Here is a 13,438-nt window from a genome sequence, read left to right on the forward strand (position 1 = left end):
TTCCTTTAGCTGCATCGAAGAGGAAGCGATACCGACCCGAAGCCACGTATCGCACCCTGACAGCCTAGAAAAACCACCCCCCTCAGCAACACATCAAAATGCACCATCCCAACTAGTGCATTTGCATCTTAACGTTGTCCCTTGGGCCGCCTCTCGCTGGAGAACAGACCCCGTTCACGAGCCCATACAATCGCTTCACTGCGACTGTGCACGTCGAGTTTGGAATACACCGTCGAGACATGATTGCGCACGGTATTAGGCGCCAGTTTCAGGCGCGCGGCGATTTCCTTGTCGGCCAGGCCTTCACAAATCAGGCCGAGCACATCGCGCTCCCGGGCGGTCAGTTCGGTAAACGACACACTGGGCAATTGCGGAGAATTGACACTCTTCACATTGGCCAGTTTCTCGATCAGCGTGCGGCTGAACCAGGAAGCATCTTTCATCACCTCTTCAATCGCCGACACCAACTCCAGCTCGGTACGTTTGCGCTCCGTGATGTTCATCAACACCAGCAGGTAGCAAGCGCCGTCCTGAATATTCACAGTGTCTGCGGAGACGGCGCAATCGATCACCCCGGCATCCTTCCTGCGCACCCTGACATCGACGCGATCCACGCTCCCGGTTTTCTCCAGGGCCGCAAACAGGCGCGTGCGAGCGCCCGCGTCATCGATGAAGCCGAGTTGCGCCACGGTCTTGCCGAGCACCTCTTCACTGGGGCACGCGAGGGTGTCGAGGAAGGCTTCGTTGACGTCCATCACCACTTGATCGCCGGCGCTGCATACCAGGATCGGCACCGGGGTGAGACGAAAGGCTTTGGCGAATCGTTCCTCACTCTGGCGCAGGGCTATTTCGGCCTTGTGCCGCAGCTCCATGTCGACGAAGGAAAACAGCATGCAAGCTTCGTCGTTGAACTCCAGCGGCTGCCCGGCAACGATCACCTGTTTGCTGCCACCGTCGGGTAATTGCAGTTCGGCCTGCATCTGCGGAATGGTTGCCCCGTCACGCAAACGCTGCTTGGCCAGGTCCTTGTTTTCAGCGCGCTCCAGCACATCCAGTTCATAGGTCGAAGCGCCGATCACTTGATCACGGGCATAACCGGTCATTCCCAGGAAGCCCTGGTTGACTTTGATATAGCGCAAATCGCTGAGGCGACAGATCACCGCCGGGGCCGGGTTGGCGTTGAAGGTCGTTTCGAAACGCTGCTCGGCGCTGGCCCATTCGGTGACGTCGTTCATGATCAGCACCAACGACTCCGGCTCGCCGGCGCGGTCGGCCAGCACCATGCTGCGCACGCTGTGGACCCAGGTGTGCTCATCGTTTTCGACTGGCGTCAACTCGACCAGCACATCGCTGAACATCTCGCCGCGGGCCACGCGGCTGATTGGATAATTCTCCGTCGCCACCGGGTGATTGTTGCGATAGCGCAAGGCAAACCGCTTCGCGTACTCCCTGGCATTGGCGCCCAGCTCACCGATCCGACTGACACCGTGCATGGCCAGCGCGGCGTCATTGGCCCAGAGAATGGTCTGGTCGAGTTCCAGCAGAATCACCCCATCGGACAGGCCGGCGATGATCTGCTGCAACTGGCGGCGATTGGTTTCGGTGGTCAGGACGTCCTGGCTCATTGGATCTCCACAATTGCGGCAGCGCCGTTACGCGCTGCCCTGTGAAGATTACGACCGCGGGGGGTTGGGATAGTGCAGCAAACATCCCCGGCATCACGCTCTGCTACAGGTCTTCACCCGTTCGATCGTTCCCACGCTCTGCATGGGAACGATCAGTGCCTGCACTGAATTACTGCACAGCCAACGAACCCTGCAACCCCGCCAACTTATCCGGGTTACGCATGATAAAAATCCGCCTCACCCGCCCCGCTTCGTCGAACCCAAACGTCATCGAAGCAGTAATGACCCCGTCCGCCTTGATGATCACGCCTTGTGCCCCATTGATTTCGCTGGGCAGCCATTCGCAAGTCTGCCAATAGACGTGCAACGACTGACCGATGAAATTCAGCACACTGTTGATGCCAAACAGGGTTTCGCGGATGGCCGAGGCCTTGCCGCCGCCGTCGGCGCAGAGTTCGACGTCTTCGGCCAGCAGCGCGGTCAGGGATGCAGTCGAGCCGCTGGCGATGGCGCTGTGGAAGGCGCTCAGCAACTGGCCCTGACGCGCCGGCTCCGGCTGATAGCGGATTTGCCCGCTACCCAGACCGGCCTTGGCCCGGGATACCAACTTGCGGCAAGTCGCTTCCTGGACCCCGATTGCCTCCGCCACTTGGGCGTAATCCATGTCGAAGATTTCGTAGAGCAAGTAAGCGGCGCGTTCCTTGGGGGTCAGCCGTTCCAGCAAGAGCAGGAACGCAGTGGACAATGACGAGGCCAGTTCATGCATGTGTTCGGGTGAATGCTGGTGGGTGGTGTGGATCGGCTCCGGTAGCCAGGTGCCGATGTAATCGACCCGTGACGTGTGCGCTGAGCGCAGCAGGTCGATGCAGTGCCGGGTGCAGGCCGTGGTGAGCCAGGCGGCCGGCGTGGCGATGGAGGCCCGGTCGGCCTCCAGCCATTTGATGAACAGCTCTTGCACCACATCCTCGGCTTCGGTGCGCGAGCCGAGAATGCGATACGCCAGACCGAGCAAAAAGGGCCGGCGCTGTTCGAACACAGCGGCGGCGTTTTCAGCGGAGTTCATCGATCAGTGCCTCGACACCTGCAATCGGTTCCACAGGTTGATCATGCCGATCTCGGCCGTCAAGGCACCGATCTGCGCATCGTTGAAATGCTCGCGCAAGTCGCCGCGCAGGCTGGCGTAATCGGTCTTCTCATCCAGTACGGTCAGGGCTTCGGTCCAGGCCAGGGCGGCGCGTTCCGAGGCACTGAAATCGCTGACATGGCGCCAGACGATCAGGCGGTCCAGGCGCTCGTTGGTTTCATTGGCCTCGCGCGCTTCGCGGGTGTGCATCTTCACGCAGAAACCGCATTGGTTGATTTGCGAGGCGCGCAGGTGCAGCAGGTGTTTGAGGGTCGGGTCCAGGTCATGACTGTCGAGGGAGACGTGGACTTGGGTCAGGCTTTCGAAAACCTGAGGGATGGATTGCAGCAGATTGACCGGTTGGGTGTTGGACGACATCGTATTGCTCCGCTAATTGAGGGGTTCAACAAGATGACGATTGAGGATTCGGTTTTGTGACGCGGGTACCCAAAAGCTTGCCGGCATCTGCCCCGGCCCGGCGCTGGTGTTGCTACCGACCGGCCACTGGCAGGCCTGGGTGTTCGTCATCGCCATGCTGGCGGGGATGCTGATGTTCAAAGCGTTGCAAACCCGCCGTTGAGCATCCCGCCAACCCAATGAGGCTATCGAACAACCGATGCCTCAAGCCGCCTGCTTGCCACTGGCAATCGCATCCGAAGCCGCCAGCATCGCCCGCAACAACACCGCACACCCGGCAGCGAGGTCATCCGGCGCGGCGTTTTCGATTTCGTTGTGGCTGATGCCGCCTTCGCAGGGCACGAAGATCATCCCGGCCGGGCCGAGTTCGGCGAGGAAGATCGCGTCATGCCCTGCCCCGCTGACGATGTCCATGTGCGACAAACCGAGCCCTTGAGCCGCGCCGCGTACCGCTTCGACGCAGCCTTTGTCGAAGTACAGCGGCGGGAAGTCGGCGGTGGGGGTCAGTTCGAAGGTCAAGCCGTGTTCTTCACAGGTGGTTTCGATGACTTCGCGGACTTCGGCGATCATCGAGTCCAGGCGTGCCGGTTCCAGATGACGGAAATCCAGGGTCATGCGCACTTCGCCGGGAATCACATTGCGTGAGCCGGGGTAGGCTTGCAGGCAGCCGACGGTGCCGCAGGCGTGGGGTTGATGGCCGAGGGCGGCGCGATTGACCGCTCCGACGATCACCGAGGCGCCGACCAGAGCGTCCTTGCGCAGGTGCATCGGTGTCGGGCCGGCGTGGGCTTCGACGCCGCGCAGTTTCAGGTCGAACCATTTCTGCCCGAGGGCGCCCATCACCACGCCGATGGTTTTGCGCTCATCCTCAAGAATCGGGCCTTGCTCGATGTGCGCTTCGAAATACGCACCCACGGCGTGGCCACTGACTTTGCGCGGCCCGGCATAGCCAATGGCGTTCAGGGCTTCGCCGACGGTCACGCCCTCGGCATCGACTTTGGCCAGGGTTTCTTCGAGGGTGAATTTTTCCGCGAACACGCCAGAGCCCATCATGCACGGGGCAAAACGCGAGCCTTCTTCGTTGGTCCAGACCACCACTTCCAGTGGCGCTTCGGTTTCCACGCCCAGGTCATTGAGGGTACGCAAGACTTCGACCCCGGCCAGCACGCCGAAGCAGCCGTCGAACTTGCCACCGGTGGGTTGTGTGTCGATGTGGCTGCCGGTCATCACCGGCGGCAGGTTCGGATTGCGCCCCGGACGACGGGCGAAGATATTGCCGACGGCGTCGATGCTGACGGTGCAGCCGGCTTCCTCGCACCAGTTCACGAAAATGTCCCGGGCCTGGCGATCGAGGTCGGTCAGGGCCAATCGGCAGACACCGCCCTTGACCGTGGCACCGAGTTTGGCCAGATCCATGAGCGACTGCCACAGACGGTCGCGGTTGATGTGCTGATGGGTGGACTGCAGAACGTCTAGGGCAGCGTTCATGGTGATCTCCTCAGTTTTTCTTCTGATAGTTCCCACGCTCCGCGTGGGAATTCATCCGTGGACGCTCTGCGTCCGCTTCTGGGACGCGGAGCGTCCCGGGCTGCATTCCCACGCAGAGCGTGGGAACGATCACACCGCCGACTTCACAGCAGTCGGACTCGGCCGCATCACGCTCAACCCGTAATAAATCAGCCCACCAAGGGCCGAGCCGGTGAACCAGCCGTAGCTGTAAAACCAGCTGAATGCATCGCTGCCCAGCGACAGCAGCGTCAACGCCACCGGCACGCCGAACGCGATAAAACCGAACCAGTTCCACGCCGGGTAAACGTCATCGCGGTAAAGTCCGGCCAGATTGAGTTGCTGTTTCTTGATCAGGAAATAGTCCACCACCATGATCCCGGCGATAGGGCCCAGCAGGCTCGAATAGCCGAGCAACCAGTTGGAATACACCGTCTCCAGGCTCAAATCCGAGACGATCAGCCCCAGTTTCTTCAACAGTTCATGGGCCATCAGCGCCAAGCCGACCAACCCCGTGAGGATCACCGCTTTGGTGCGGTTGATGATCTTGGGCGCAACGTTCTGGAAGTCGTTGGTCGGCGACACGATGTTGGCCGCGGTGTTGGTGGACAACGTGGCGATGATGATCAACGCCATGGCCAGGGCGACCCAGACCGGGCTCTGGATATGGCCGATCAGGGTGACCGGATCGGAGACAGTGACGCCCACCAGTTTTACCGAAGCGGCCGTCATCACCACGCCGAGGGAAGCGAACAGGAACATGGTCAGGGGCAAGCCGATAATCTGCCCGATGATCTGATCCTTCTGGCTTTTTGCATAGCGGCTAAAGTCCGGAATGTTCAGGGACAAGGTCGCCCAGAACCCGACCATGGCGGTCAGCCCGGCGGCAAAGTAACTGACCACGCTGGCCCCTTCCGGACGCTTGGCCGGGATCGCCATCAATTCGCTCATTGATACGTTCGGCATCGCCCACACCAGCAGCCCCACACCGACTAGAACCAGTAACGGAGCGGACAGTGTTTCCAGCCATTTGATCGAGTCCGCGCCGCGAATCACCACCCACAGGTTCAAGACCCAGAACACCATGAAACCGATCACTTCACCGGTGCCGCCAAGGGCTTTCCAGCCATCGAACACCGAGCCAAGAAACAGGTGAATCGCCAGCCCGCCGAACATGGTCTGGATGCCAAACCAGCCACACGCCACCAAGGCGCGGATCAGGCACGGAATGTTGGAACCGAGAATGCCGAAGGATGAGCGCAGCAACACCGGAAACGGAATGCCGTACTTGGTGCCGGGAAAGGCGTTAAGGGTCAGCGGGATCAGCACGATGATGTTGGCAAACAGAATTGCCAGCAGCGCTTCGCCGACGGTCAGGCCGAAATAGGCGGTGAGCACGCCGCCGAGTGTGTAAGTCGGCACGCAGATCGCCATGCCGACCCATAACGCGGTGATGTGCCATTTGTTCCAGGTTCGTTCGTGCACCTTGGTCGGTGCCATGTCGTGGTTGTAACGGGGACTGTCGAGGACGTCGCTGCCGGCTTCGAGCTCAAACAAGCCGTCGCGCTCGGTCACTTGCGATCTGATCTGTTGCATGGCCGCTCCACTGTTCTTTTGATTATTTTTGCTCATCAGGGCTGGCGCAACGCGCGCGAGCCGGACGATGGCCGGAGAAACTGACAACTTTTATGGCCCGGCCAAGGTGTCAGCGGCGGCATCAATAAACGTGCCGGGTGCCCCGCTTACGTATCGGGCAGTGCCATAAAATTTCGCTAACCAACTGATGTTAATCAGCTTTATTTATCTAACCATTGAATCCGCGGTGAGTTGCCATGCCACTCAGGCCGAATGTCAGGCAAGTTGTCCGAACAGTCAGGACTCAATCTGGTGCGTCGAATTTTTTTTAATACTGCGCCTCAACCATAGACCATCCTCAAGCGGCTGATTTCACATAGAAAATCTTGACCATATTTCGAACCTGTCAAGTGCGTCAAAATGGTGAGATGCCTCACCATTTTGGTGATTTTCATTTTTTATCGTTATTTTTCAATCAGTTAAAACAGACATAAGCTTATAAAAAATATTCTTGCTCAATCGACAAACTGCAGCTAGCGTCTATTCTTGACAGCGCTGACAGGAATACACCGATTGGCGTCTGCTTCATATAAAAACATCTAGAACCGGCATCAGTCGGTCATGCCTGCGAGGAACTCGGAATGTCTCTGTTGATCCGTGGCGCCACCGTTATTACCCATGATGAAAGTTATCGCGCCGACGTCTATTGCGCCGAGGGCGTGATCAAAGCCATCGGTGAAAACCTCGATGTTCCCGCCGATGCCGAAGTGCTCGACGGCAGCGGCCAATACCTGATGCCCGGCGGCATCGACCCGCACACGCATATGCAGTTGCCCTTCATGGGCACGGTCGCCAGCGAAGACTTCTTCAGCGGCACCGCGGCGGGGCTTGCCGGCGGCACCACCTCGATCATCGACTTCGTGATTCCCAACCCGCAGCAATCGTTGATGGAGGCATTTCATCAATGGCGCGGCTGGGCGGAGAAGTCGGCGTCGGACTACGGTTTCCACGTCGCCATTACCTGGTGGAGCGAACAGGTCCGCGAAGAAATGGCCGAGTTGGTCAGCCATCATGGGGTCAACAGCTTCAAGCATTTCATGGCCTACAAGAACGCAATCATGGCCGCCGACGATACGCTGGTGGCGAGTTTCGAGCGTTGCCTGGAATTGGGCGCGGTGCCGACCGTGCATGCGGAAAACGGCGAGCTGGTCTATCACCTGCAACGCAAGTTGATGGCCCAGGGCATGACCGGGCCGGAAGCGCACCCGCTGTCGCGGCCTTCGCAGGTGGAAGGTGAAGCCGCGAGCCGGGCGATCCGCATCGCCGAAACCCTCGGCACGCCGCTGTACCTGGTCCACGTTTCGACCAAGGAGGCCCTCGACGAAATCACCTATGCCCGCAGCAAGGGCCAACCGGTTTACGGCGAAGTGCTGGCCGGGCACCTGCTGCTGGACGACAGCGTTTACCAACACCCGGACTGGCAAACCGCCGCCGGTTACGTGATGAGCCCGCCCTTCCGTCCACGCGGCCATCAGCAAGCCCTTTGGCACGGCCTGCAATCGGGCAACCTGCACACCACCGCCACCGACCACTGCTGCTTCTGCGCCGAGCAAAAAGCCGCCGGTCGTGACGACTTCAGCAAGATCCCCAACGGCACCGCCGGGATCGAAGACCGCATGGCGGTGCTCTGGGATGAAGGGGTAAACACCGGGCGCTTGTCAATGCAGCACTTCGTTGCCCTCACCTCCACCAACACCGCGAAGATCTTCAACCTCTATCCGCGCAAAGGGGCGATCCGCGTGGGCGCCGATGCGGATCTGGTGCTTTGGGACCCGGAAGGTACACGAACGATTTCAGCCAAGACCCATCACCAGCAAGTCGACTTCAACATCTTCGAAGGCAAGACCGTACGCGGCGTGCCGAGCCACACCGTCAGCCAGGGTCGAGTGGTGTGGGCCGACGGTGATTTGCGGGCCGAGCGTGGTGCCGGTCGGTATGTCGAACGGCCGGCGTATCCAGCGGTGTTTGATTTGCTGAGCAAGCGGGCTGAGCTGAATAAGCCGACAGCAGTGAAACGCTGAACCTGTACTCCCGACCCGATCGTTCCCACGCTCTGCGTGGGAACGATCAGCCCACCAGAGGCAGTACCTCAAATAACCGTGAGGCCAACACCGTGATCAAGACCCTGAACCACCTCCCGCATCCCCATGAGGACGCGGCCGCCCTCGCCGGCCATTTCACCGATCTGGCGCCACCACTCAACGACCGTCAGGCGCATCTGGAAGCGTCGCGCTGCCTGTATTGCTACGACGCGCCGTGCGTGAATGCCTGTCCGAGCGACATTGATATTCCGTCGTTCATCCGCAATATCCATCAGGAAAATGTTCAGGGCGCCGCGCAGAAAATCCTCTCGGCCAACATCCTCGGCGGCAGTTGCGCCCGAGTCTGTCCGACGGAAATTCTTTGCCAGCAAGCCTGCGTGCGCAACAACGCCCAGGAATGCGCGCCGGTGCTGATCGGCCTGTTGCAACGCTATGCCGTGGACAACGCACACTTCAGCGAACACCCGTTCCAGCGCGCCGCCTCAACCGGCAAGCGTATCGCCGTGGTGGGTGCCGGCCCGGCCGGTTTGTCCTGCGCGCACCGTAGCGCCATGCACGGCCATGACGTGGTGATTTTCGAGGCGCGGGAAAAGGCTGGTGGCCTCAACGAATACGGGATCGCCAAGTACAAACTGGTGGACGATTACGCGCAGAAGGAGCTGGAATTCCTGATGGGGATTGGCGGCATCGAGATTCGCCACGGGCAGAAACTCGGCGACAACCTGACCCTCAGCGAACTGCATCAGCAATTCGACGCGGTGTTCCTCGGCCTCGGTCTGGCCGCCAGCAAACAGTTGGGACTGGCCCATGAGGATGCCCCCGGCCTGCTCGCCGCCACCGACTACATCCGCGAACTGCGCCAGGCCGATGACCTGACGCAACTGCCACTGGCCGAGCGCTGCATCGTCCTCGGTGCCGGTAACACCGCCATCGACATGGCCGTGCAAATGGCTCGCCTCGGCGCTCGCGATGTGAATCTGGTGTACCGCCGCGGCGTCGAGGACATGGGCGCCACCGCTCACGAACAGGACATCGCCAAGGCCAATCAGGTGCGGCTGCTGACCTGGGCGCAACCCGAAGAAGTGTTGCTCAACGATCAGGGCCAGGTGCGCGGCATGCGCTTCGCCCGCACCCGGTTGGTGGAAGGTCGCCTGCAAACCACCGGCGAAACCTTTGAACTGGCCGCCGATGCGATCTTCAAAGCCATCGGCCAGACCTTCGATACCGCCGCCCTCGCCGACCCGCTGGCCCGTGAGCTCAAGCGTCAGGGCGACCGCATCCTCGTGGACGAACAGCTGCGTACCAGCATTCCCGGTGTGTATGCCGGCGGCGACTGCACCAGCCTCGATCAGGACCTTACCGTGCAGGCCGTGCAGCACGGCAAGCTGGCCGCCGAGGCCATCAATGCTCAACTCATGCTCAACGTGGAGGCTGCGTAAATGGCCGATCTCTCGATTGTTTTCGCCGGCATCAAGGCCCCCAATCCGTTCTGGCTGGCCTCCGCGCCGCCGACCGACAAAGCCTACAACGTGGTCCGCGCGTTCGAGGCTGGCTGGGGTGGCGTGGTCTGGAAAACTCTGGGTGAAGACCCGGCGGCGGTCAACGTATCGTCGCGTTACTCGGCGCATTTCGGGGCCAACCGTGAAGTGATGGGCTTTAACAACATCGAGCTGATCACCGACCGCTCGCTGGACATCAACCTGCGGGAAATCACTCAGGTCAAAAAGGACTGGCCGGACCGCGCACTGATCGTGTCGCTGATGGTGCCCTGCGTCGAAGAGTCGTGGAAAAACATCCTGCCGCTGGTGGAAGCCACCGGGGCCGATGGCATCGAGCTGAATTTCGGCTGCCCCCACGGCATGCCGGAACGTGGCATGGGCGCGGCGGTCGGCCAGGTTCCGGAATACGTCGAGCAGGTCACCCGCTGGTGCAAGACTTATTGCTCGCTGCCGGTGATCGTCAAGCTCACGCCGAACATCACCGACATCCGCGTCGCCGCCCGTGCCGCTTATCGGGGCGGGGCCGATGCGGTGTCACTGATCAACACCATCAACTCGATCACCAGCGTCAACCTGGAACGCATGGTCGCCAATCCCGCCGTCGGCAGCCAAAGCACCCATGGTGGTTATTGCGGCTCGGCGGTGAAGCCGATTGCGCTGAACATGGTCGCCGAAATCGCCCGCGATCCGCAGACCCAGGGCTTGCCGATCTGCGGGATTGGCGGGATTGGCAGTTGGCGCGATGCCGCGGAATTCATTGCGCTGGGCAGCGGCGCGGTGCAGGTGTGCACGGCGGCGATGCTGTATGGTTTCCGGATTGTCGAGGAGATGAAGGACGGTTTGTCACGCTGGATGGACAGTCAGGGCTACGCCAGCGTGTCGGAGTTTTCCGGGCGTGCGGTGGGCAACACCACGGACTGGAAGTACCTGGACATCAACTATCAGGTGATTGCGAAGATTGATCAGGAGGCGTGTATCGGTTGCGGTCGCTGCCACATCGCTTGCGAAGACACCTCGCACCAGGCGATTGCCAGCCTCAAACAGGCGGACGGTACGCATAAGTATGAAGTGATTGATGATGAGTGTGTGGGGTGCAATCTGTGTCAGATCACGTGTCCGGTGCAGGATTGTATTGAGATGGTGCCGATGGATACGGGCAAGCCGTTTCTGGATTGGAACCATGATCCGCGCAATCCGTATCACGTTTCCGTTTGATGATCGTTCCCACGCTCTGCGTGGGAATGCCTCAATGGACGCTCTGCGTCCGCTCTTGGGACGCGGAGCGTCCCGGGCTGCATTCCCACGCAGAGCGTGGGAATGATCTGGTTACGGCTCCAACCCGATCCCCCGCAAGATCACACTGGTCACCGTCTGCACCGCCCGCTCGAACTGCATGTCCGACAGCGGCTGGTGATCATTAAGAATATTCACCTGATGGTCGAAGTCGGCGTAGTGCTGGGTCGAGGCCCAGATCATGTACAGCAGGCTGGAAGGCTCCACCGGCAGGATGCGTTTGTCCTCCACCCACTGGCGAATTTTCGCTTCTTTCATCTTGGCCCAGTCGTACAGGCTCGCGTCCAGTTTCTCACCCAGTGTCGGCGCACCGTGGATGATTTCGTTGGCCCAGACTTTCGAGCCGTAAGGGCGGCTGCGGGAATGGTTCATCTTGGCGCGGATGTAACTGCTGAGCACCACGCGCGGGTCGTCGAACATCTCGAAGCACAAGGCGTCCTGCTTCCAGACTTCCAGCAACCCCAGGAGCACCGCGCTGTACAGCTCGCTCTTGGTACTGAAGTAGTAATGCAGGTTGGAACGCGGTAATTGTACTTCGGCGGCGATGTCGGCCATGGCGGTGCTGCCGAAACCTTTTTCGGCGAAGACTTTTTCAGCCCCCAACAGAATCTTTTCGACGTTACTGCGACGAATCTCGATCTTGTGATTGCCCATGAGGGCTCCCTGACAACAGCGTTGGTCAAGACTAGCATCCGCTCTGGATCGGGGCGACAGGGGAAAACGAAACTTCGTACAGCGGTCTTGCGGCTCGGTGGGTCGGTGTTGATGGCCTTCAACAAGTCATCGTATAACTTGTGATTGACATTCCCTCAAAGCCTCGCAAATAATCGCCGCCAGTGTTGTACGACGACGTATAACAAAAACAAAAATAACAAAAACCAGGGAGCGTTACTGTGAGCAGACTCGCCCGCAATTCCTTCACCAGCACCCCTCGCCCCACCTTCTCCCGTCGCCATACCCTCAGCCTGATCGGTTGCAGCAGTCTGGCCTTCGCCCTGCCCATGACCGGCCAGGCCGAAGGTTTCGTCGATGACGCCAAGGTCACGCTGAACCTGCGCAACGCCTACATCAATCGCAACTTCACCAACCCGAACAATGCCCAGGGCAAGGCTGAAGAGTGGACGCAAAACTTCATCCTTGACGCCAAATCCGGGTTCACTCAGGGCCCCGTCGGTTTCGGCGTGGATGTGCTCGGTATGTACTCGCAGAAACTCGACGGCGGTAAGGGCACGGGCGGCACGCAATTGCTGCCGATCCATGATGACGGCCGCCCCGCCGACAATTTCGGTCGTCTGGGTGTGGCGCTGAAAGCCAAGGTGTCGAAAACCGAATTGAAGGTCGGGGAATGGACGCCGGTGTTGCCGATCCTGCGCTCTGACGATGGTCGCTCGCTGCCGCAAACCTTTCGCGGCGGCCAGGTCACCTCTACCGAAATCAGCGGCATGACGCTCTACGGCGGCCAGTTCCGCGGCAACAGCCCGCGCAATGACGCAAGCATGGAAGATATGTCGATGAACGGCAGAGGCGCGTTCACCTCCGACCGCTTCAACTTCGGTGGCGGCGAGTATGCGTTCAATGAAAAGCGCACTCAGGTCGGCGTCTGGTACGCGGAACTCAGCGACATTTATCAGCAGCAGTATTTCAACCTGAGCCATAGCCAGCCAATCGGCGACTGGACGCTCGGTGCCAACCTCGGTTACTTCATCGGCAAGGAAGACGGCAGCGCGCTGGCCGGCGACCTCGACAACAAAACCGCGTTCGCCCTGCTCTCGGCCAAATACGGCGGCAACACCTTCTATGTCGGCCTGCAAAAACTCAGCGGCGACAGCGCCTGGATGCGCGTCAACGGCACCAGCGGCGGCACGCTGGCCAACGATAGCTACAACGCCAGCTATGACAACGCCAAGGAACGCTCCTGGCAGGTGCGCCACGACTACAACTTCGTCGCCCTCGGCATCCCCGGCCTGACGCTGATGAACCGCTACATCAGCGGCGATAACGTGCACACCGGGGCGATCACCGATGGTAAGGAATGGGGTCGCGAATCGGAACTGGCTTACACCGTGCAAAGCGGCGCACTGAAGAGCCTCAACGTCAAATGGCGCAATGCAACCATCCGCCGCGATTTCAGCACCAACGAATTCGATGAAAACCGCATTTTTATCAGCTACCCGATTTCGTTGTTGTAAGGCGGACATTGCTGGCGGCATAGAACCCTGTGGCAAGCTCCCTCGCCACAGGTGAGCGCGCTCATCGGATGAACATGACCCTCCGTCAATTTCAACCAAAGTCGCGTTG

General features: G+C 60.1%; 10 protein-coding genes and 1 pseudogene. 5 read left to right on the forward strand and 6 right to left on the reverse strand.

Annotated features, from left to right (window positions below):
* Positions 1-128: 128 nt before the first annotated feature.
* From MMG91_RS01895 to MMG91_RS01905, 3 genes are all read right to left on the reverse strand, one after another.
* The gene (locus MMG91_RS01895; protein WP_310658545.1) at positions 129-1,625 is read right to left on the reverse strand and encodes a helix-turn-helix transcriptional regulator; all 1,497 of its coding nucleotides are present in this window, start codon (positions 1,623-1,625) and stop codon (positions 129-131) included.
* A gap of 169 nt (positions 1,626-1,794) precedes the next feature.
* Positions 1,795-2,688 (reverse strand): RNA polymerase sigma factor SigJ, encoded by an 894-nt coding sequence (gene sigJ, locus MMG91_RS01900; RefSeq protein ID WP_310658546.1) that lies wholly within the window; start codon positions 2,686-2,688, stop codon positions 1,795-1,797.
* Positions 2,689-2,691: 3 nt separating this feature from the next.
* Positions 2,692-3,126 (reverse strand): carboxymuconolactone decarboxylase family protein, encoded by a 435-nt coding sequence (locus MMG91_RS01905; RefSeq protein WP_310658547.1) that lies wholly within the window; start codon positions 3,124-3,126, stop codon positions 2,692-2,694.
* A gap of 76 nt (positions 3,127-3,202) precedes the next feature.
* On the opposite strand from MMG91_RS01905, the pseudogene MMG91_RS01910 reads away from it, so the two are divergent.
* Positions 3,203-3,328: pseudogene (locus tag MMG91_RS01910) on the forward strand (DUF6691 family protein); the annotation flags it as partial.
* 41 nt (positions 3,329-3,369) lie between these two features.
* On the opposite strand, the gene MMG91_RS01915 reads toward MMG91_RS01910, so the two are convergent.
* Together MMG91_RS01915 and MMG91_RS01920 are read right to left on the reverse strand one after the other, a co-directional pair.
* Complete coding sequence (locus MMG91_RS01915; protein ID WP_310658548.1) at positions 3,370-4,653, reverse strand: Zn-dependent hydrolase; 1,284 nt, start codon at positions 4,651-4,653, stop codon at positions 3,370-3,372.
* 129 nt (positions 4,654-4,782) lie between these two features.
* Positions 4,783-6,267, reverse strand: coding sequence for an NCS1 family nucleobase:cation symporter-1 (locus MMG91_RS01920; protein ID WP_310658549.1), 1,485 nt, complete (start codon positions 6,265-6,267; stop codon positions 4,783-4,785).
* A 620-nt stretch (positions 6,268-6,887) separates the two neighbouring features.
* On the opposite strand from MMG91_RS01920, the gene hydA reads away from it, so the two are divergent.
* The 3 genes from hydA (at position 6,888) to preA (ending at position 11,062) form a co-directional block, all read left to right on the forward strand.
* Entirely contained in the window at positions 6,888-8,327 is a 1,440-nt protein-coding gene (gene hydA / locus MMG91_RS01925) for a dihydropyrimidinase (RefSeq protein WP_310658550.1), read from the forward strand.
* 92 nt (positions 8,328-8,419) lie between these two features.
* On the forward strand, positions 8,420-9,787 hold the full coding sequence (locus tag MMG91_RS01930; protein ID WP_310658551.1) for an NAD(P)-dependent oxidoreductase: 1,368 nt from the start codon (positions 8,420-8,422) through the stop codon (positions 9,785-9,787).
* Positions 9,788-11,062: an NAD-dependent dihydropyrimidine dehydrogenase subunit PreA gene (preA, locus tag MMG91_RS01935; RefSeq protein WP_310658552.1), complete on the forward strand. Its 1,275-nt coding sequence runs from the start codon at positions 9,788-9,790 to the stop codon at positions 11,060-11,062.
* A gap of 111 nt (positions 11,063-11,173) precedes the next feature.
* Here preA and MMG91_RS01940 read toward each other — a convergent pair whose 3' ends face one another.
* Entirely contained in the window at positions 11,174-11,794 is a 621-nt protein-coding gene (locus MMG91_RS01940) for a TetR/AcrR family transcriptional regulator (RefSeq protein ID WP_007899508.1), read from the reverse strand.
* Positions 11,795-12,033: 239 nt separating this feature from the next.
* On the opposite strand from MMG91_RS01940, the gene MMG91_RS01945 reads away from it, so the two are divergent.
* Complete coding sequence (locus tag MMG91_RS01945; protein WP_310658553.1) at positions 12,034-13,329, forward strand: OprD family porin; 1,296 nt, start codon at positions 12,034-12,036, stop codon at positions 13,327-13,329.
* The last annotated feature ends 109 nt before the right edge of the window (positions 13,330-13,438 follow it).

This window comes from Pseudomonas sp. JL3, assembly GCF_031570575.1.
Classification (GTDB): domain Bacteria; phylum Pseudomonadota; class Gammaproteobacteria; order Pseudomonadales; family Pseudomonadaceae; genus Aquipseudomonas; species Aquipseudomonas cucumis.